The sequence below is a fragment of the Flammeovirga agarivorans genome, assembly GCF_012641475.1.
Lineage (GTDB): Bacteria > Bacteroidota > Bacteroidia > Cytophagales > Flammeovirgaceae > Flammeovirga > Flammeovirga agarivorans.
In genome coordinates this window covers 253,035-273,315 of the sequence record NZ_JABAIL010000003.1, presented here as the reverse complement: position 1 = coordinate 273,315, position 20,281 = coordinate 253,035, and the positions used below count along the sequence as shown (strand labels likewise).

At 32.4% G+C, this 20,281-nt stretch carries 28 protein-coding genes; 19 read left to right on the top strand and 9 right to left on the bottom strand.

The annotated features are described in order from the left end of the window. The first annotated feature begins 308 nt into the window (after nt 1-308). The 4 genes from HGP29_RS10285 (at nt 309) to HGP29_RS28995 (ending at nt 3,344) form a co-directional block, all read left to right on the top strand. Nucleotides 309-1,139 (top strand): helix-turn-helix domain-containing protein, encoded by an 831-nt coding sequence (locus tag HGP29_RS10285; protein WP_168882314.1) that lies wholly within the window; start codon nt 309-311, stop codon nt 1,137-1,139. Between the two features lie 14 nt (nt 1,140-1,153). Continuing rightward, entirely contained in the window at nt 1,154-2,530 is a 1,377-nt protein-coding gene (locus HGP29_RS10280; protein ID WP_168882313.1) for a ParB/RepB/Spo0J family partition protein, read from the top strand. A 62-nt stretch (nt 2,531-2,592) separates the two neighbouring features. Continuing rightward, nucleotides 2,593-3,120 (top strand): M15 family metallopeptidase, encoded by a 528-nt coding sequence (locus tag HGP29_RS10275; protein WP_168882312.1) that lies wholly within the window; start codon nt 2,593-2,595, stop codon nt 3,118-3,120. 92 nt (nt 3,121-3,212) lie between these two features. Then, the gene (locus tag HGP29_RS28995) at nt 3,213-3,344 is read left to right on the top strand and encodes a hypothetical protein (RefSeq protein WP_262889529.1); all 132 of its coding nucleotides are present in this window, start codon (nt 3,213-3,215) and stop codon (nt 3,342-3,344) included. 447 nt (nt 3,345-3,791) lie between these two features. Here HGP29_RS28995 and HGP29_RS10270 read toward each other — a convergent pair whose 3' ends face one another. Continuing rightward, nucleotides 3,792-4,124 (bottom strand): hypothetical protein, encoded by a 333-nt coding sequence (locus HGP29_RS10270; RefSeq protein WP_168882311.1) that lies wholly within the window; start codon nt 4,122-4,124, stop codon nt 3,792-3,794. A gap of 154 nt (nt 4,125-4,278) precedes the next feature. On the opposite strand from HGP29_RS10270, the gene HGP29_RS10265 reads away from it, so the two are divergent. Next, nucleotides 4,279-4,599, top strand: a complete 321-nt coding sequence (locus tag HGP29_RS10265) for a hypothetical protein (RefSeq protein ID WP_168882310.1) — start codon at nt 4,279-4,281, stop codon at nt 4,597-4,599. A 124-nt stretch (nt 4,600-4,723) separates the two neighbouring features. On the opposite strand, the gene HGP29_RS10260 is transcribed toward HGP29_RS10265, so the two are convergent. After that, on the bottom strand, nt 4,724-4,939 hold the full coding sequence (locus HGP29_RS10260) for a hypothetical protein (RefSeq protein WP_168882309.1): 216 nt from the start codon (nt 4,937-4,939) through the stop codon (nt 4,724-4,726). A 422-nt stretch (nt 4,940-5,361) separates the two neighbouring features. On the opposite strand from HGP29_RS10260, the gene HGP29_RS10255 reads away from it, so the two are divergent. The 6 genes from HGP29_RS10255 (at nt 5,362) to HGP29_RS10230 (ending at nt 9,308) form a co-directional block, all read left to right on the top strand. Beyond that, on the top strand, nt 5,362-5,790 hold the full coding sequence (locus HGP29_RS10255) for a nucleotide triphosphate diphosphatase NUDT15 (protein ID WP_168882308.1): 429 nt from the start codon (nt 5,362-5,364) through the stop codon (nt 5,788-5,790). 41 nt (nt 5,791-5,831) lie between these two features. Then, a complete protein-coding gene (locus HGP29_RS10250; protein WP_168882307.1) occupies nt 5,832-6,113 on the top strand; it encodes a hypothetical protein in 282 nt (93 codons plus the stop codon). Nucleotides 6,114-6,172: 59 nt separating this feature from the next. Continuing rightward, entirely contained in the window at nt 6,173-7,780 is a 1,608-nt protein-coding gene (locus HGP29_RS10245) for a glycoside hydrolase family 3 protein (protein WP_211093260.1), read from the top strand. Further along, a complete protein-coding gene (locus HGP29_RS10240; protein WP_168882305.1) occupies nt 7,781-8,227 on the top strand; it encodes a GNAT family N-acetyltransferase in 447 nt (148 codons plus the stop codon). It begins immediately after the preceding gene. A 138-nt stretch (nt 8,228-8,365) separates the two neighbouring features. Next, entirely contained in the window at nt 8,366-8,683 is a 318-nt protein-coding gene (locus HGP29_RS10235; RefSeq protein WP_168882304.1) for a hypothetical protein, read from the top strand. A gap of 220 nt (nt 8,684-8,903) precedes the next feature. Next, a complete protein-coding gene (locus HGP29_RS10230) occupies nt 8,904-9,308 on the top strand; it encodes a DUF4345 family protein (RefSeq protein WP_168882303.1) in 405 nt (134 codons plus the stop codon). 202 nt (nt 9,309-9,510) lie between these two features. On the opposite strand, the gene HGP29_RS10225 is transcribed toward HGP29_RS10230, so the two are convergent. The 3 genes from HGP29_RS10225 to HGP29_RS10215 all read right to left on the bottom strand — a co-directional run bounded on the left by HGP29_RS10225 (nt 9,511) and on the right by HGP29_RS10215 (nt 11,458). Further along, the gene (locus HGP29_RS10225) at nt 9,511-10,476 is read right to left on the bottom strand and encodes a hypothetical protein (protein WP_168882302.1); all 966 of its coding nucleotides are present in this window, start codon (nt 10,474-10,476) and stop codon (nt 9,511-9,513) included. A 71-nt stretch (nt 10,477-10,547) separates the two neighbouring features. Continuing rightward, nucleotides 10,548-10,994: a hypothetical protein gene (locus HGP29_RS10220; protein ID WP_168882301.1), complete on the bottom strand. Its 447-nt coding sequence runs from the start codon at nt 10,992-10,994 to the stop codon at nt 10,548-10,550. Nucleotides 10,995-11,200: 206 nt separating this feature from the next. Continuing rightward, complete coding sequence (locus HGP29_RS10215) at nt 11,201-11,458, bottom strand: hypothetical protein (protein ID WP_168882300.1); 258 nt, start codon at nt 11,456-11,458, stop codon at nt 11,201-11,203. Nucleotides 11,459-11,734: 276 nt separating this feature from the next. Between HGP29_RS10215 and HGP29_RS10210 the strand changes: the two genes are divergently transcribed. Further along, nucleotides 11,735-12,241: a hypothetical protein gene (locus tag HGP29_RS10210; protein ID WP_168882299.1), complete on the top strand. Its 507-nt coding sequence runs from the start codon at nt 11,735-11,737 to the stop codon at nt 12,239-12,241. Nucleotides 12,242-12,310: 69 nt separating this feature from the next. On the opposite strand, the gene HGP29_RS10205 is transcribed toward HGP29_RS10210, so the two are convergent. Further along, a complete protein-coding gene (locus tag HGP29_RS10205) occupies nt 12,311-12,730 on the bottom strand; it encodes a LexA family protein (protein ID WP_168882298.1) in 420 nt (139 codons plus the stop codon). Between the two features lie 195 nt (nt 12,731-12,925). After that, nucleotides 12,926-13,510, bottom strand: a complete 585-nt coding sequence (locus HGP29_RS10200; RefSeq protein WP_168882297.1) for a hypothetical protein — start codon at nt 13,508-13,510, stop codon at nt 12,926-12,928. A 453-nt stretch (nt 13,511-13,963) separates the two neighbouring features. On the opposite strand from HGP29_RS10200, the gene HGP29_RS10195 reads away from it, so the two are divergent. From HGP29_RS10195 to HGP29_RS10165, 7 genes are all read left to right on the top strand, one after another. Further along, nucleotides 13,964-14,506, top strand: a complete 543-nt coding sequence (locus HGP29_RS10195) for a hypothetical protein (RefSeq protein WP_168882296.1) — start codon at nt 13,964-13,966, stop codon at nt 14,504-14,506. Nucleotides 14,507-14,587: 81 nt separating this feature from the next. Beyond that, the gene (locus tag HGP29_RS10190; protein ID WP_168882295.1) at nt 14,588-14,800 is read left to right on the top strand and encodes a hypothetical protein; all 213 of its coding nucleotides are present in this window, start codon (nt 14,588-14,590) and stop codon (nt 14,798-14,800) included. A gap of 117 nt (nt 14,801-14,917) precedes the next feature. After that, nucleotides 14,918-15,700 carry a HipA family kinase gene (locus HGP29_RS10185; RefSeq protein WP_168882294.1) on the top strand — a complete coding sequence of 261 codons (783 nt, stop codon included), beginning with the start codon at nt 14,918-14,920 and terminating at the stop codon, nt 15,698-15,700. Next, nucleotides 15,687-16,073, top strand: a complete 387-nt coding sequence (locus tag HGP29_RS10180; RefSeq protein ID WP_168882293.1) for a DUF3037 domain-containing protein — start codon at nt 15,687-15,689, stop codon at nt 16,071-16,073. Before HGP29_RS10185 ends, HGP29_RS10180 begins: the two co-directional genes overlap by 14 nt. A gap of 248 nt (nt 16,074-16,321) precedes the next feature. Then, on the top strand, nt 16,322-16,768 hold the full coding sequence (locus HGP29_RS10175; protein WP_168882292.1) for a hypothetical protein: 447 nt from the start codon (nt 16,322-16,324) through the stop codon (nt 16,766-16,768). 117 nt (nt 16,769-16,885) lie between these two features. Then, the gene (locus tag HGP29_RS10170) at nt 16,886-17,182 is read left to right on the top strand and encodes a GNAT family N-acetyltransferase (protein ID WP_168882291.1); all 297 of its coding nucleotides are present in this window, start codon (nt 16,886-16,888) and stop codon (nt 17,180-17,182) included. Nucleotides 17,183-17,364: 182 nt separating this feature from the next. Continuing rightward, nucleotides 17,365-18,084, top strand: a complete 720-nt coding sequence (locus HGP29_RS10165; RefSeq protein ID WP_168882290.1) for a DUF481 domain-containing protein — start codon at nt 17,365-17,367, stop codon at nt 18,082-18,084. A gap of 84 nt (nt 18,085-18,168) precedes the next feature. Here HGP29_RS10165 and HGP29_RS10160 read toward each other — a convergent pair whose 3' ends face one another. Then, nucleotides 18,169-19,392, bottom strand: coding sequence for a MalY/PatB family protein (locus HGP29_RS10160; RefSeq protein ID WP_168882289.1), 1,224 nt, complete (start codon nt 19,390-19,392; stop codon nt 18,169-18,171). A 153-nt stretch (nt 19,393-19,545) separates the two neighbouring features. Further along, nucleotides 19,546-20,094 (bottom strand): RNA polymerase sigma factor SigZ, encoded by a 549-nt coding sequence (gene sigZ, locus HGP29_RS10155; RefSeq protein ID WP_168882288.1) that lies wholly within the window; start codon nt 20,092-20,094, stop codon nt 19,546-19,548. Nucleotides 20,095-20,281: the final 187 nt, after the last annotated feature.

Sequence of the window (20,281 nt, the reverse complement as noted above, 5' to 3'; positions counted from 1 at the left end):
TTTCCTTCAATATTATGGTATATCAATACATTTTTAATAAAAAACATACTTCCGAATACGGTACAACTATACATATATAAGGCTTGTATACGGTATATCTATACATTAGAACAGAATTACATACACTTTTGAATCGATATGGTGTACAGTAAAATAATTATATGTATAGGTATACCGTACATTTCAAGGAATTTTGATACATAATTAATTATTTAAGTTAATCTTTAGTATAATTTTTATGGAATACTTGTACCATATTTACAAAATATATAGCTTTGTAACTATACAATAATATAACTTTTAAGACAATGATCGGAGATAACATCGTCAAACTTCGTAAAAAGAACAATATGCAGCAGAAAGAGTTAGCTCAGCTAATCGATATTTCTGTTCAAGGTCTTATCAAATGGGAAAAAGGTAAAGTAGAGATACCGTATTCAGGTTTATCTAAGATCTCTGATATCTTTCAGGTACCATTAGATTATATTGTCAAGGGAGAGCCTTCGAAAGTTATTTCATTTATTAACTCAAAAGGAGGAAACACTAAGTCCTCTTTACTTCGTCAGATTGCTGTTGGTATTGCCACATTAAGACCTACTGCAAAAGTCTTGTGTATTGATACAGATCCACAACAAACTTTAATGATGTACGCTGAAAATGGTTCAGTAGATAACATTGATGTAATTGCTTTCGATTCTAACTCTATCGCTGTATCAGAGAAGTACCGCAAATTAATTGAAGATAATCAGTACAATTATGATTATATCCTTGTTGATACAGCAGGGTATGTAGCTGTTACTGATTTATTGACAAGTATTATTGCGAATTCTGATGTCATTGTTCCTATCACTCTAAATGAAACAGCTTTGGGGCCAACTATTTCGAGTATCAGTAACATTGCAGATGTTAGAGATTCATTGGATTTGCCAACTAAAATTATTGGTATTAGAAATCGTGTCAACAGAACAGTAAAAGAATCAAAGATGCCTTTCGAACTAAATGGTTATTTAGGTCTTACTTTGTTAAATTCTTTCTTACCGGATGCAATTAGATACCAAAGAGATACTAACTTTGACCAGTTAAATCCAACTGATGAAGTAAAAGCAGTAGTAAAAGAGCTTTTACCCGTGATTGATTAATAAGATTAAAGCCCATGCTCAATTTAGATAAGTTTAAAAAGAAAGAAGAAGAAAAACATAAGCAGGGGATGACCTCTCTTCGCGAGAAAGAATCTTCTGAAAAACTAACACAAGTAGATTATAAATCTCCTGGATCTTTCCATATTGAACCAGAATACAGAGAACTCATCAGAAAGCAAACTGCCGATGAGGCTCAGAATTTTGAGAAATCAATTAAAGAAGAAGGAGTACGTGAACCTATTTTATATTGGACTCATACATTAAGAGATGATTCTGGTAAAGCTAGAGTAGTTCATACTGTAGTAGATGGTCACCATAGATGTGAAGCAGCTATCAAATTAGGTTTAGAATATGTTCCTAGTAAAGAGTTGAAGTTCAATTCTCATAATGATGTGAGAATATGGATGCTTAGAAACCAACTAGGTCGAAGAAATATCGGTGATGCTGAAAAGATTACCATTGCACTACAACTCACAGAATTTTTAGGTGTTGAAGCAAAAGAACGAAAGAAACGTCAAGTTGAATCGTTTAACAAAGGGCAAAAAACACAGACTGAAGCAAAAGCTAAAGTTAAAGAAGAGGTAAAAGAAAAGAGTGAAGACGAATTAGAACTTCAAGCTTTTAAAGATACCTTAAATATGGATCCTAGTGGCAGAATTAATAGAGCAGAAGAAGCTGCAAAAATTGCAGGTGTTTCTACTAAGAATGTGACTAAGATGAAAAAGATCATCGAAAAAGGCGGTGAGAATATTGTCAGATCGGTGATCGATGGAGATTTATCTATCCATAAGGCTTGGACTGATATTCGAGCTTCTGAAAAAGATGAAAAAGGAAAGAGCAAGGTAAAGGCAAAACCTTCAAAAGCGGCATTAACCCCAAAGGTAATTCAATCGCTTTTACACACTTCTGGAGTCGTAAAAGCAATTGGAAAAGTAGGTTATGCTTTTCGTTATCAAGATGAGGCTTTTGATGCCATTCAACTAAATGAATTATCATTTAAGCAGCATAACGATTTTAATATTCGTTTTGTTGAAGATGGGAAAGAGGTACGCCAAAGTAAGAATATCGAAGCGGTTCAGTTTGTAAAATTAAATAGCCAAGATATTTTCCCTTTAATCATAGGATATCAATATATATCGACGGCCGATGATTTAAAGTATATTTCTTCTTTAAATGAATTGGCTACATTCTGTCATAAATTTTATGTTGTTGTAAATGTAGATCTTGCAAAAGAAGCTATAGCACAAGTAAAATCAGAAAATATGGTAGTTGGTGTAATTACTATAGATAAAGAACATAAAGTAGAAGTTGTTCATGAAAGTCATTATATAATGATTGAAGAACATAAAGAACTTCAAATGATGAGAGAAGGAATTTATAGACAACTATAGTTCCTTACTTGTAATTAGCCACCCTGCAATATTCTAGAGTAGGGTGGCTTTTTATTTTTTATATGAAAGCATTCATAAAATATTCAACCTTCACCATAGTAATTTTAGTGGTTACTATTTTTTCTTCCTATTTATATGCCCCCAAATGGACCTATGTAAAAGGTAGAACTGCATTGGTATGGATAATGACCCATACGGTGAGCAGTCAGCCGTATGCAACTCCAAATGGTATTCATCCTTTATTAGAAAAGAAGCTGAACCTTTTAATTGAGAAGTCAAGGAAAGAAGGCATCAATATTAGATTGGTCAGGGGTTTTAGAGACTTAGATACTCAAGCAAAGCTTTATGCACAAGGACGAACAGCTCCTGGAGGTATTGTCACTAATGCTATTCCTGGGTTATCGTATCATAATTATGGATGGGCGATCGATGTATGTCCAGTAGAAAATGGAGCATTGAACTGGAATTCCAAACATTGGAATAGGGTAGGTGAACTAGGAGAGGAGTGTGGTTTAAAATGGGGCGGAAGATGGACAAGACTAGTGGATAAACCTCATTTTCAACTCAAAATTTCTGATATTATTTTTTAGATCATTCATCTCTGTTAAATCTTATTGATATTCCGTAGTAAACTTTTTATTCGTCGATTTCGTTTTTATAAGTACACTAAATGGAAAATTTTATGAACTCAAGCTCTATTTCACATCCTATTAAAGGACGTTTCAAGAAAGGCACAAGTTTAGGTGATCTTATTAGAAAAGGAGTATCACAAGATGAAATTCGACGAAAATTAGGATTACAAAGAAAGAATTAAAAAATACATATTCATATATATAGCATTCATTAATGGATGCTTTTTTTATGTCCAAAATACTATAATAGTCATATTTTAAAATCATATAAATAAAAAAAGAATCCATGCAAAACATAGATTCTTTTCCTCTTAATAAACTAAACTAACAAACAAACTTCCAACTAATTTATCTTTTAAAAAGCCTTTATAATCAGCTTTTTGTGTCTTTCTTTTTTGATAATACTAATTAGCACCTTTTTTTTCATGGCAACAAATATATCATAGATAGAAATGAATATTTCAAAAATCTTAATATGATAAAATTAAAAAAGTACAATTATTAAGTGTATTGTGTTATGGGTTTTTATAATTCAGGTTTATATGACTGATGAGGTCACTATATTGCTATAATAGAAAAAGGCACCTGAATTTCTTCAAATGCCTTTTAATTATTCTTTTAGAATCTTTTCAATTAACAAGTTTCTGTTTTGTCTTTCTTAGAATGATTCTGTTCATAGAGTCCTTTTGCTCTGTTTCCAACTCGTAAACAAATTGAAGGTTCTGTGCAAAATTGTCTTCGTCAAACCGAATCTTGTTGTAATGTTCGATATGCAGTTTAAAATTATCCAACGTTCTTTGAAATTTTGATTGTTGGATGTAGTCGCTTTTAAAGGTGATTTCACTTCCTTCTTTTGCTATAATTTCGACGCCAGGAACACCATAAAGTAGTTTTCTTTTTTCCTGAGCAAACGAACAAATAGAAAAAATTGTAAGTAAAAGAAAAATAGTCGAAGCTTTCATAAAAAAATTGGGGTTTGTTTATAAATGTAAAATTATAAAAAAATCTATACTTATCTATCTTCTGCTAAACTATATTAAATCCTGATAGGCTTATCATAGGTGATCTTTTACTTATATTGCGGTGTATACGAGATTATAATTTAATAAACGAAAAATGAGAAAGATACTACTGGGTATTGCTTTAATAGGATTAACATTTGGTTGTAACCAAAAGAAAGAAGAACCAAAATCCCTTGCTGAATTACAAGCACAGTATGATAAAAATGTAGAGGAAATCTCTTCATTAGTAGATGTGATCACAATAGAAACCTTACAACAGGATTCTGTCTATCTTACAAAGTTGACAAATGGTTTCTTAGCTAATAACAAATTCAATGATATTCATAATAAAACAGAGGCAGATACAATGGAATATCTAAGGTTTGTATTACTTCTTCAAGAACAACAATTAGAACATTTACACTCTAAATATTAATAGAGTATTAAGTGTTAGAGGAAGTAATAGCTGCTGTATTTTTAGACAGTACTTTTCCAATATATACTCATTAAAAAAGCCACATCCTTAAATGTGGCTTTTTTAATTTATATGAATTAACTTCTTATGATAACAACCTTTCGATTCTTGCTTCAGCTTTTTCTATACTAGTAAAGGCTTCATTTTTTTGAATAACATCTCCTTTTATATTTCTAAGTTCATACTTAGAATGTTGTAAATAGCAAGGGTAATCTAAAGCGATTTCTCCTTTCTCAGAAGAGTAAATGACACGATCTCCAAAAGGATTACTTTGATAAGTTTTGTTGATTTTACTGTTCATCTTTTTAGTATTTATCTACACTATACTTTAACGATAATTTTACTTTAGCGAAGTAGTTATTTGTAATTGTTATAACGTTTTTGACAAAGAATGAATGTGTATATAAATAAAAAGAACCATCATAAAATGAAGGTTCTTTTCCTCTTAATAAACTAAACTAACAAACAAACTTCCAACTAATTTATCTTTAAAAACAACGTGTGTTAATGTGTTGTTTATTGATTATTCTTCTTTGATGATTTCAAGAAGCATCAATTTTGATCAGTTCACAAATTTAAAAATCAAAAAAAATGGCATTAGTTGAATGTTCATACAAGAAAATTTAAATAGTGCTATTTAGTTTTGTGTATTCATTCGGTTTTGGCAAATTTACCAAAATCGAAATATTAAGGAATCGTTCATAATGTTATAAGAAGAAAGTGATGGATAGACCTAAAGTAGGAGTTGGTGTTATTATTCTGAATAAAGAAGGTAAGGTACTTATAGGAAAGAGAAAAGGGAGCCATGCTCCTTATTATTCAATTCCAGGAGGGCATCTAGAAAATGGTGAGACATTTGAAGAGGCTGCGATAAAAGAAGTGGAAGAAGAAACCGGTTTACACATTGAACACCCGGAGGTAATTAGTGTAACCAACAATCTAAAAACATACAAAGAATTTCATACGCATTATATCTCTGTGATTTTACTCGTTAAAGACTTCGTTGGAGAACCTAAAATTATGGAACCAGACAAATGCGAATCTTGGGGATGGTATACTCCTACTAATTTACCATTACCTCATTTTGATGCCAGTGAAATGGGAATTCAATGCTATTTGAAGAACTCATTCTATCTGAAAGATCACAGCTAAATTTATTAACTTAGTCCAAAGAGATAAACCCTAGATCACAAATGTTGAGAAAAAAGAAGATAACAGGAAAGGCATTACTTCCCAAGAAAAAATCAAAAGCAGATCAATTAAGAAATCAAGGTAAAGATTTAATATCAGTGAAATTCGATCGTCTTTCAAAAACGAAACCTAATCTAAAGTTAGAGCAACGACTTGGTGAAGAAATAAGAGCCTACCTTACTAGAAGAAGAAAAAATAACTTTCCTGTAGAAGAGAAAATGCTTAAATCTTATATCTCACAAATTAAAGCGAGACTATTAAAAGAAGTAACTTCTGATAAATAATGAAACCAGAGTTTTTAAAATATATATCAGATGATTGGGTGTTAAAGACCTTATCATCTATGAGCCTAAAACAAAAAGTCGGACAGTTATTTCAAGTGGCGGCTTTTTCGAATAGAGGAGAGGAGCACAAAAACGAGATCTTATCTTTGATCGAAAACTTTCATTTAGGCGGACTTACTTTTTTTCAGGGTAGCATTGATCAACAGATTGAGCTAACGAAGTTATACCAACAAAAAAGTGTAGTACCACTGTTTATAAATATGGACGCAGAGTGGGGAATAGGTATGCGATTATCTGATGGTTTATCTTTTCCTTATCAAATGACATTAGGTGCTATCCAGGATGATCAACTCATTTATGATATGGGTAAAAAGATTGCACAACAATGTAAGGCGTTAGGAGTCTCTTCTCCTTTAGCCCCTGTAGTTGATGTTAATAATAATCCATCCAATCCAGTTATTAATTATCGTTCTTTTGGAGAGAATAAAGAAAATGTAGCCCGAAAAGGTATAGCCTATATGAAAGGGTTGCAATCAGAAAATATTCTAGATAATGCCAAACATTTTCCAGGTCATGGTGATACTGCAACGGATTCCCATTTAGAGTTACCACAACTGAATCATTCAAATGAACGGTTACACCATATCGAACTGTATCCTTTTAAAAAATTAATAGAAGAAGGATTAAGTAGTATCATGACTGCTCACTTGCAAATTCCTGTTTGGGATGATGCAGATAATATGCCGACCACTGTTTCATCTAAAATTATAAAAGATATTCTAACAGAGGAGTTACAGTTTGAAGGATTACTAATTACAGACGCGATGGATATGCAAGGCATCACCAACCATTATAAAAATGGAGAAGCCGATTTGAAAGCAATTTTAGCGGGTAATCATATTATTACAAACAGTTGTGATGTAGCAGCAGGAGTACAATGTATTTTAGATAGTATCTCATCTGGTAAATTATCAATTTCTCTACTAGATGATGCTGTAACAAAAATTCTGGCCATGAAACGTTGGGTGGGTTTACAGAATTTACACACAATCAATTATTCTTCTGCACTGCATCAAGAGGATGTCGAAGCCAAAAAACTAAATCAAAAATTATTTGATCAGGCATTAACACAATTGGGTAAACCTTTAGCTGTCGACTTTTCTAAAAAAGTGGCTTACCTCAATTTACAAATTGAAAGTAAAACAACAAGTACTAGAGATAATGTTGCACATCACTTAAAGGAAATCAAGAAAAAGAAAGAAGACATTTTGGTTGATGGTTTAGATACTTTAAGAGTAACTGTTTTCAAATGGAAAGAAAGTGATTCCATTGAAAGTCTACAAACAACTATCAATACTCTACAAGAGTTCGATCATATTATTGTCAGCCTTCATGGTATTAATATCAAACCGTTCAATCATTTTGATATTCCTGCTGTGATTAGAGAAAGACTATTTTTGGAGTTACCTTCCGAAAGAATAACCTATTTACACCTTGGCAATGTTTATGGACTTGATGAAATAAAAGGTTATGATCGTATCAAATCAATTTTAGTTACCTATCAAGATTCACCATATGCTCAGAAGAGTATTATGAAAGCCTTTAAGAAGGAGTTATCACCAATAGGTCAATTACCAGTTTCAATACAACATTATTCAACGTCTTAAATGCAAGAATCACTTCAATTTAAATATATAGAGACTACAGATGTATTCTATCAAGCTGGGGTAGATATTAGAATAGATTGTTTCTTCAAAAATATGCCTGAGGCAGATAGTCTGATCAACGATGCTTTTGAACATGAAAGTTTACATCTTGTTTGTCTAAATTCTGAGAATACAGTTTTAGGAACTGGCAGACTTCATCAAGTGGAAAATACGGCTGTGATATCTCAAATGGCGATCCATGAAGATTACCAAAGAAAGGGTATTGGACAAGCTATATTATTGCAGCTTATGGCTAAATCAAAATCACTTGATATTGAGAGAATAGAATTAAGTGCAAGAGAAACAGCTTTAGACTTTTATGCAAAACATGGTTTCCTCACTGAAGGAAATAAATACCCCTCAATAAAAACAGGAATCATTCATCAGAAGATGTACTTAGCTCTTTAATTGATAAATAAACCTACATGTTAAAAAAATAAACAAATAATTTGTGTAAAATATAATCAATGATTAAATTTGTAACATATAGAAAATAAAGTAATTGTATTCACAAGGTGATGATCATCTTTTAGATATTTAATAGTTATGAAAAATTTATTGATTTCTTTTCTTACAGTAGTATTATTTTGTTTAACAACATCTGCAGTACCAGTAGCTTATAATGTAGAGAATGATAATAGAGCATTATTATCTCATGTTCCAAAAACAAATAAAGTAGTTGTAAATAGCTATGTGATAAATGTTGGCCGTGGTGCTACATTTTTTGGCATTTCTAAAAAGCTTTCTGAAGTGTCTGGGAAAAAATGGTCTTGGGATCTAGTAGATAAAGTACAGCAAAGCCATCAGCAAAAATATTATGGAGAGGTGTTAAAGCCTCAACAAAAATTTTCAGTATCTCTTTAAATTTTCTTCCTTTTCATGGTGACATTTTTTTGTTTACGGTATTAGTAAATGTAGATAGATAATATGTTTAAGTTGATTAGGTAGAAAATAAGATATTGAAAGAAGAACTCATTTTGGGTTCTTTTTTTATTTTATTTACTTTTTTGAAAATACCCCTGACATACCCTTGTCATAAGCCATTTCTACTTTTGTCTCATCACAAACTTAAAACATAAACGAAATGGAAATTTTTAAAATTGTAGTTCTTTCTTTATCTGGTGCTTTATTAATTTTTGGAGGTATCATGAGAGTGTTTAATCCCATCAAATCGTATTGTCTAAAATCCTATTCCGATAATCCTAACCTACAGTTGGAAGGAGAAGAAGATATTTTTAATGAAATGAGAGGTGGAGGTGCTGTAACTGTTATCGGAGGCTTGTTTGTACTTTTAGGAGTGTTCGTTTCATCAATAGAACTGTCATCTATTATGGTTGCTATTGTTTTGTATTTAGGCTTTGCCACAGGTCGACTCTTAAGTATTGGCTTAGATGGTAAACCCAATACACAGATTATTCAAGGAACTATGGCCGAATTATTATTTGGAGTGCTTAATGTTATATCCTTAATCAGTATCCTTTTTAGCTAGCGGATAACTACTCTTCTTGGATGTATTTTGGGATAAATTATTTTTTTCAAAAAATAATGGGAAGAAGGGGTGACATTTTTTACTTCATGTTATAATAAGATGAAGTTAGAGAATAATAAGATAGTATTTAATTAGGTATATTGATAGAAAGGAGAACTCAATTTGGGTTCTCTTTTTGTATTTCTAGAGCTCACAGATGACGCTAATAAAGGATCTTATAAATGGCTTTCTTTAGTTGATGAATCGCATTAATATGTATCGGTAAATGATTCCATTCTAAAGCTGGAAACGTTATCTTTTTTACACCAAAACCTTCAAAATACGGTCGGACATTCATACTGTAATCATCTAGACTATTCTCTTTGATATAGGCACCGAAATGAAAGGTAAGTGGCTTATCACTATTGTCTTCCATAATCTTGGAGAGAATATACATTCTTCCATTACGTTTTCTTTGTTGCTCATCGGCACTATTGAGAAAGTAATGTAATTTATTTTGATGTCTAAAGAAGAATGCTGCAGCATCTTCTTTATCCTCATATCTAGTATAATACAATTCTCCTTTTCCTTTCTCAATACTTGTTGCGATTAATTGAGGAATGATAGTTTCAGCATCTTTGATATTTACATCTCCAATTCTTGGTATGGTATGTTTGATAAATAGCTGTACCAATGCTGTAGGATCATCAGAAGAATACATATTTTGATGGTACTTCTTTGCCCTTTTATAATTCGTCTTTTTATCCTTACTAAACTGAGCATATATTTCCTCCCAGCTCTTATTAAGGTCTATAGTTACATCTTCATAGAAAACAGAATTTCCAAAGTTGTTGTGCTGATTGCCAATATAACTGATGCAGTACCGTACTTCTTGTTGTATCAGTTGAAGTGCATTTGAAAAAAGCTGTTCTGAAGAAGCAACAGTAGAGAAATATCCTAATTCAGGACAGTAGACAGGCATCTGAATATAATAGTAATTGAGCTTCTTTTTTATGGGAAAGGGCATCACCCATACATATTTACCCTTTTCTTCGACGATAACTGCCCACCAATCTTCTGTTGTAATATCCAAGTACCATGAAAAAGCGAAAATAGTAGACTGCGACGACTGCTCAATACACTCATCCCATTGCTCTACATTGATTTCATCTCTTCTTTTTAGTAACATACAAAAACTCTTGAATTCTGGTGTAAATATACACTTTCCTCCAAGAGCTTATCTATCTATTGTAAGTAATTTTATTCTTCTGTAATGACCTTTACCCATTCACCTGATCTCCGGTCTTTTTGATAAGAAACAATGTCTATAGTTTTACCATCACTTTTGTTGTAGCTTGCATGTAACTTGATCTTACTATCGATGATAAAATAGATATTACATATTTCTCTTGTAATCTCATAATCATAAATCACTAAGCTAGAGATTTCATTCTTTAAATACAGTTCAATCTCTCCGGTAGTATAATTATAAAAATAAGATACTTTTCCTTCCTGATTATACCCCATATATGGTTCAAGCACTTTTATGGCTTTATCACCAGCAAACGTATCATCCTCAATTTTCATTAATTTATTGGACGATAAATCTTTGATATTTATGTTTTTGATTTCATGATTGAAGGGACCAATTTGTGCAAAGGCACTATAGTTAATAATCAGCAGTAGTAAGGTTATTAATAATCTCATTGATATAAACTTCAGTAGAAGTGTAGTTAATTGGGTATTTTTTCTTTGGGTGCATTTTTCTCAATGCTTTAATAATTTATCTCTTTTTTTCTTGAACTCAAAAAAAACATCCCAAAAATGCTTTCGGAATGTTTTTATTTGGATGATCGATTTAACGATTTCATTGATGTAAATGCTTTTAGGTAGCTCGCTACCTTTAACAAATACTAGGCGTCAGATTTCTTTCTTCGTTTTCTTTTTGATGATTCTAACAAAGGAGCAACCTGATCGTTCATTTCTTGATAAGTGATAATGTGCTCTATTTTACCTCCCTCAGGAAGCGCTTCACCAATATCATACTTGAAACTACTCAATCTAGAACAGATATTACCTGTTGTGGAAGCTAGATATTGTCTGCTTGCATTAAGGTCTTGCTGTGTATCGAATAACAAGATATAATTCTTTTGGTTAATCGTGATTTCCATATCAGTTTTGGGTTAATTTTATATGGTAATGAGAAGATGAGATTAATTATTAGGTGCCGCAGTCAAGCCATCTTTTTCCTTGCTGCATATTCTACTAAATTAATTGTAATTTATACAATTTCATATTTTTTGATGTTAAAAAATTGACAATTAATGGCTTATGTAATTTGTGTAGCAAGAAAGATATTTTTTAAACAGGATAAAAGATTTGGTTACCTACATGAAATCAATGGCTTTTTAGTATCTTCAGCACTTCACCATTAATCAATTTTTAGAATGTCTGAATTACCATATTCATCAATTCCACCCTTACCAAAAGAAATCAGCAGTACCCATGTTATCGCTAGAATGATAGACGGTTTAGGCTTCCGTTATTATTGGGCAACAGATGGACTCACAGAAAAGGAAATAGACTTTAGACCAGAAAAAGATAGTCGCAATATGCTCGAACTGTTAGGTCATATTTATCACCTCGCTTTTGCTGCCAACAATGTTTTAGGTGGACATATGAAAAAGAAAACAGATTTATCTACTTACGAAGAATTTAGAGCAGAAACTTTATATTTATACAAAGACTTAAGTGATAGGCTAAAAGTAATGCCTGATGAAGAGCTAGAAAATTATAATTATATGGGAGCATCTCAGAGCTTTCCATTTTGGTATTTACTGAACGGACAGATTGCAGATGCTCTTACTCATGTGGGGCAAGTAGTAAGTTGGAGACGTATTTCTGGAAATCCTCAACCTAAAGGTGTGAATGTTTTCCTTGGAAAAAAATCATAATGGTACTTACATTTTACTAATTACTTCGGTGGTTTGGTTTAATCGTTAAGGGTAATAAGGCCTAATCAACTACAAGTGCTTTTGCTGATAAGACACAATAGCATGGGTCACTTTTCCCCATACTTGTACCTGACTTTTGGAAAAAGTATGGGGAGAAGTCCAGAACCCATTTTTTCCCATTCGAAGTACTCTAAACTCATTATTATACCATCCTATAAAAAATTCATGGATGCGAATATCTGTTCCTTTAGAAACGACAATAAAGTCTCCTTTCTGGAAACGCCATTCAGGAACGGTACGCTGCATTCTACAGAAGAAAGTATTGTATCCTCTGTTGATTATGTCATCGGCAGACACATCATCCTTAGCATATTCTTGAGCAGGTGATGGAAAACCACTTGCTTGAAAATGTTCTTCTTTAAACCTCTTTTTTTCTTCTTCATTCAAGTTGTCAAATTCCTCAGGAGAGGAGATATCAAATTCACTCATCTTAATTTACGATTGTATTAGACCATAATTAATTAAAGTAGCATTTGTCTAGGGGAACCAATCATACTACAAAGGTAAATATAAATGATAAAAATATAAACATTTAATGTTTAATAAATTATCAATAAGTGATAATAACGAAGAAAATCAATAGTATAAAAAAAGAGACCCGTTATTTAGGTCTCAGAAAATGATTTATTTTTTTACGATAGCTTCTTCACTAAAAGAGGTTTCTTCTTCTTCTCTATCTTTCATATTCTTCTTGTTAAACTGTTTGCGATAAGCCTTATATTCACCACGGTGTTCTCGCCACTCTTTTCCGCTCATAACATACGCTTTGTCGACGGTCTTATCTCTTTTTAGTGCTTGAATAGTAGGTAGTGGGGCTACAATCAGAAAATAAGGGTTTAAAAGCGTCAGTGTCCATGAAGAAGCCGCGAACAGTGTCGACATTCTTGCTTTTCTATATCTTTTGGTGTTTTCATAAAATAAAGCGTCTTCGGGAACTTCCGACATAGCAACACTATCACCATATACTTTATGCACTTTATCTGCAGCCATTAAAGTCGATACTTTAATACTGTCATAATCGGCCACTTTTTGTTTCTTTAATTTGGTAACGGGAACAACAACGGAATCACCATCCACATAAAATGTAACGTTATCCAATTGATTGGGAGCTTTTATTGATGAGGCAACAGCTTGAACAACAATAACAAGTTGAGCTTGTGCGATGAATGAACTGAACAGTAGAAGCGAAATTATTATAATCTTTTTCATAGTATTTTTTTGTCTCTCACTTACTAATATCCTAAGAGGTGTAATGTCACCAATGATGTTCAAAAAACTTATTTGATCGCGATAAGGAGAAAAATGATTAGAAAAAGGATGTATGATTTTCTATGGTATTGATAATAAGGAAGGTAATCCGGCTGTTTTTTAGGAAATAATAAGGTAAGATAGGTCTAAAAGATTTGTCTATTAACAAAAAAACCCCTTCATTGCAAAGCAGTGAAGGGGAGTCAATGTTTTATAGATACTTAATATCTATGATTCTTTACCCAACACAAAAGTATAATAATTATTTTATTAAATTTGTGAATGAACTTTAACAACTAGTTTAAATAGTAAAAAACAGGTAAGTCAACTTAAATTTTAAGATTATTTGATAAAATGTATAGTTGCAGCCCGAACAAACTCGTATAATTAGATCTCATTTAAATAAAAATTAACATGTTACGTAGTAGTATCTTTTCTTTGATTCTAGCACTAAGTATTACTTCCTGTTCTTCCTCTAAAAAAGGATATGTAGACCATAATAAGCCTGAAACGGTAAAATGGTTGAAAAGTGGTGATGCTCGATATGCCAATAAGCGTGATGGAAATTACGTTAAGGGAGACATGTCAGATCAGAGATATCAAGAAATCATTGCCGAGATGGTAATGAACAATATTCCAACTCAACCGCTATTAATTCAAATTTCTGGAAAAGGAATGGTAGAGTATTTTGAGACACATGGTTTTAAAATACAGAGATACGAAGGTAGAATACAGCTGAAAGACGCGGAGAGATATAAAATCTATCCAGATATTGAATTAAAATTAGACTTTGAACCGCTAACAACAGATTACCCTACAATATATGCTGACCTAAGTTACATAGATCAAAAAATTTGGGTACATCTTATTAGAGATGCAGGTTTTAGAGTTACTGTAGCCAACGAACAAGAATTGGCGTTCAAGCTGCCCAGAAAAACCGTAAAAGATTCAAAGTAGGGTTGTGTAAAGTATATTAAAACAGTAAATTGATGTATCAATCAATTCCTCTTGATAAGAGATTTTTTAATATACGATAAGATGAAAAGACTAGACTATTACACTTCGAGTATAGTGTATTGTGGATTGTTATTTTTTGCGGATAAACTGATGAACATATATGACCAAGGTGAAAAATTGCTATCAGATACTTTTGCCTATTGGTTTACCCTTGTGATATTACTTTTAGCTACATGCGTTGTTGTTGGATTATGCTGTTACAGTGTAATTAGAGGTATCCTATCTTCAATGTAACTTTTGGTAATTTTTCGAAAAAATATTCTGTATCTCCTAAATGTTTGTGATGAAATATTTATTTTGAATAACACTCATGAAAGTATATCGTATGAGTGAAATTTTTGATAGATAAATATGTACAACAGAGAGATCAGAACTGTAAATATGACAAGGTATGTAACTCCTCTTAGAGAAGGAGGGTCATTACCTGCTATTGTAGAATGTGATGACGGTTTCGACTATGTCATTAAGTTCAGAGGAGCTGGCCAAGGTGTCAAAGCATTAATTGCTGAATTGTTGGGTGGAGAGATGGCTAGACAGTTGGACTTAAACATGCCGGAGTTAGTCTTTATACATTTAGTAGATACTTTTAGTAAATCGGAAGGGGACGAGGAAATTCAAGACTTATTAAAGTTTTCTGAAGGGCTCAACTTAGGTATGAGTTACTTAAGCGGAGCAATTACTTATGATCCTCTAGTATCTATTGCTGATCCTTTGGCGGCATCTAAAGTGGTGTTATTGGATAGTATTATCACAAACATTGACAGAACACACCGGAATACAAATTTATTGAATTGGAACAAAGCTCTGTGGGTTATTGATCATGGTGCTAGTTTATATTTCCATCACTCATGGGAAGGATGGAAAGACCATGCTCAGCGAAAGTTTCCAATGATCAAAGACCATGTTTTATTAGCTAAGGCAGCTAGGTTAGAAGATGCAAAATCTATAATCAAAGAAAAATTAACTCCCGATATTATAGAAGGAATTGTAAATTTGCTGCCTGATGATTGGTTGTCGGAGGCTTCTATTGATGCCACTCCTGAAGAAAGGAGAGCGGTGTACAAGGAATTTTTGAACACCAGAATAGAAAATATTGATGTGTTAACTAAAGAAGCCATCGATGCAAGAGGATAAGTTTGTATATGAATATGCGATAATTCGTTTTGTTCCAAAAGTGGAGCGAGAGGAATTTATGAATGTAGGAGTAATAATGTTTTGTAAGGCAAAGCGCTTTATTAAAATCAAATATCATATTAATGAGCAATTATTTGAGGCTTTTGCTCCTGACATAGCCATAGAAGAAGTGCGTTCTTACCTGAAGGCATGGGAAGAGGTATGTATAGGTGGAAAACATGGTGGTGTGATTGGTGAACAAGATGTGCCGAGTCGTTTTCGTTGGCTAACAGCAACAAGATCAACATTACTACAAAGCTCTAAAGTACACCCAGGAATGTGCGTGGCACTAGAAAATATTTTGGAGCAGCTGTATGATAAATATGTAAAGTAAAAAAATAAAGATAGTAGATACAAAGGGAGGTAGAAATACGTCCCTTTTTTTATGCAGTTAAGGAATCTAGATAATGAAAGTGTGACTTTTTAGGTTTATTGAATCTACTACCAAAAACTAATTAAAGTCTATTCAAAACGTACTATTAATGGGGTTAGAAGATTAAAAATCAAATCTTTAAAAGTAAATACTCAGTAAAATAGAAGGTACATTCACCTAACAATCAATCAAAATAATCAACAACACAAATGGAAACACTAGCACATTATTTATCAATAATAATAATGAGTGCTTTTAAATTCGAATTGGGTCCTTTTATGGCATTAAAAGAAGGTTTGTCAGTATATGAATCCATTATTTTATGTTTTACAGGAATGATGGCTATGGTGATTCTATTGGCCTATGGAGGATCTTACATTAAAGAAAAATTTAAGAGTAGACCGAAGAAGAAAAAGAGAAAAATCTTCACGAAGAAAAATCGACTGATCGTAAAAATTTGGAGAAAGGATGGGATAAAAGGTGTAGCATTTCTTACACCGATTCTTTTTGGACCTCCGTTAGGAATGATCATCATACTAACATTAGGAGCAGACAAAAGGCAAATCATAAAGTACATGTTTATTAGTGCTGTTATGTGGTCTGCAGTGATCAATATCACATTATTTTATTTTAGTACATATATTCATGCCTTGTAAAAGAAAAGTGGTGGTTTGCAGTTGAATCAGACCATCACTTATTATAGTTCTACCAATTATTATCCTTAAATTAGATCAACACCTAAAAGGTTATCAGTACTTTAACACCTACCCAAAATGGAAAATCAATTAATCAATAATCAAGAAAGAAAACGTTACGAATACCATGTTGATGGTCATATTGCATTTATAGATTACCTGATTGCTCGAGGTAATATTTACTTAACGCATACTGAGGTTCCTCGATCTTTAGGGGGAAGAGGAATAGGAAAAAAATTGGTGTTAGATGTATTGATTGAAATTAAAGAGAAAACCGAATATAAATTGGTTCCTTTATGTCCATTTGTAGCGGCATATATCAAGAAAAACCCGGAGTGGAAAGAAATTCTTTCAGAAACAGTCAATATAGAATAAGGCTTAAAAAAAACTCATTGGAACTATTATATCCTCTCATTTTTATCGAATAAAGTAAATTTTTAGACTAAAAAGTTGATAAAACTAAAATTCTTCTATACTATTGTATATACATTAGTTGTTGTAACAATATATTTTTTACATTAATTGATGTATGTACAATAATATTATATTAAACAAAAATGAAAACATTACTACTCTCTTTTATCATACTATTTAGCATGACCGCTTTTTCTCAAGAGTTAGATACCTTGAAATGGAACAATAGAGTGTCGTTAATTGGAAGACATCAATCTGGAAATTTAAATCAGTACAGTATTATGCCTACACTACGATCGACCTTACATAATTCCAAAATATATGTAGAACTAGATGTGAACTATCAGTATATAAAAGTAGAAGAGTTTGAGGTGGTCAATGATTTTTGGGTAAGTGGTTTGATGCAATACGGACATCAACAGAAAATATACCCTGTTGTATATGGTTTGAATGGTTTTGCCCAATCGTACCATATAGATAAATCCTCTTTTTTAGGTGGGGGTATGGGTTGGAATGTACTAAAACAAAAGCCCAATACTTATTTGCAGTTGCATGTGATGGCAGGGTACTTGAATTTTCAGTTTACCGAAACACCATTGCATGAAGCATTTAGTTGGAGTGCTTTTGCTAGAGCAAGATTTCCAATATCAAAGCTATTTCAAGTAGAATGGGAAGTGCTGACTTATCAATCGACAAAAGATACAGATTATAGAGGACTGGGTAATTTATTGGTATTAAATTTTATGGTAAATAAATGGTTAGGGCTCAACATAAGACATCAAATATATTATAATCATAAAGAGGTTCCATTAACTGAAAACTTAAATTCGGTAGCTTATTTTGGACTTAATGTTCAATGGTAGTCTGTAGGTTGATATATAGGAGAGTAAATAAAAAAGGAGAACGATTTCAATTACAATCGTTCTCCTTTCTTCATTATATATTTGTTAGCAAGAACAGCAACCTTTACTTGCTTCTTTTTTTAATTCAGTAAGTTGATCCCTTTCATCAATGGCCTTTTTTAAACGATAAAAAGCATCTTGTAAAGTAGCTAAAGGAGAAGCAATGTTCATTCTCATGAATTGTCCATGTTGTTCTCCAAACCAATTACCAGGAGTTAGTGCGAGTTTTGCTTTATCAACAACTAAATGTTGTAGTATTTCATCGGAAAGTTTCAGAGCGCTAAAATCTAACCAAATCTGATACGTTCCTTCTGGTTGGAAAAGTGTGACAGCAGGCAACTCATTTGAAACAAACTCTTTGATCCATTGATTGGATTGTTCTAGATAACCCAATAATTCGTTGAGCCACTCTTCCCCTTTAGTGTAAGCGGCAATTGTTCCGTAAGCCGATAAAATATTGCCATGATCTAAATACATACCACCGATAATTGATTTTAATTGCTGGCGAACGTCTTCATTAGGAACATATAAATAACCATTCGAGATACTGTGCATACCAAATGTTTTAGCAGGAGAACCAATTACTGCAATATGCTTTTGTAAAGTATCAACAGAGGCAATACTATTGAATTTTGAAGTAGAAAAAATGATATCAGAGTGAATTTCATCACTAATAATTGTTACCCCATATTGATTGGCAAGATGGTTCAACTGTATCATTTCTTCTTTGGTCCATACGCGCCCAACAGGGTTGTGAGGGTTACAAAGAATCATCAGTTTCACCTTCTCTGATTTGAACTTCTGCTCTAGGTCTTCGAAGTCGATGAAATACTTCCCATCTTGAATTTTAAGAGGGTTTTCTACAACAGTTCTATTGGCAGATTTTATTAATTTAAAGAACTGATGGTATACTGGTGTCTGTACAAGTACGGCATCTCTTTCTTGTGATAATTCTCTGACAAGTATAGAAATACCAGTTAACACACCAGGTACTTGGAGAAAAGAGGAAGTATCAAGTTGTAATTGATGTCTTTTAAGGTTCCAATCGGATATGGCTTGAACAACATCTTTCTCAATAAATTCATAACTGTATACCCCTCTATCCACTAAACGTTTCAGTTCCTCAGAAATAGGTGCAGCGATTTTGAATTCCATATCTGCAATCCATAATGGAGCAAGATCTGTTCTTCCGAACATGGATTCCAAGTAATTAGGATTACTCTTTGCGAAGTGGTTCTCTACAGCTTGTGTCTGATCAAATAAACTCATCTTTATTGCTATTTTTTATTTACGCTAAACAGAAAATGAAGTGAAGAAGAGTAGATAAAACGTATCTATTCAGTATTTATCTCTTCATTTTAAGGCCTTTATTACTAAAAACACCCTATAGACGCTGGCGTAAAAAAAAGACGCAAAATAAGTTTAGTCACATTGATTAAATGGGTCTTTTGGTTTGCAATCAATAACACCACCGTATACATCAGTGGTTATATCACAACATTTATCAAACGTTTCTTTAAGCAATTTTCGACCTCTTTGTACTCTAGATTTAGCACCTGAATAAGAAATTTGAAGTTTCTCTGCTAATTCTTTTTGTGAGATATTTTCTATGTCTGATAACACTAAGGCCTCTTTGTATTTTTGGGGTAAAACATTAATCATTGGGTGAACATAATTGATGATTTCATCTAAGTATTCATCTTCCAATACTTCGTTGTCCTCCACAAGTTCATCGGCAGGTAATTGAATTTTATTTTGTCTGAAATAGGAAACAATCTCATTTCTTGTGATCTGAAAAATCCATGCAACAAGTTTGTCCTTATCTTTTAGTGTATCGATTTTTGAGAACACTTTAATAAAGACTTCCTGAACAATATCTTGAGATAAATCGTCGTCATGAACTTTACTATTGACAAAGTTCAATAAACGCTCATGCATTTCATTCCAAACAATCAGCAGTTCCTTTTCCATAGACAAAATGATCTTGATGTACTTTATTTAAACGTAAAGGTAGAGATTAAGGATGAATAGTGCTGTTAAGAAATTTAAGTACTGACCTTCTGTTATTTATTCTCTTATTGATGGTGAGTGTATTACAGATAACATTACTGTTGTGTTTGTTTTTAAAAAATGAAAAATTATCTAAATTGCTATTAAA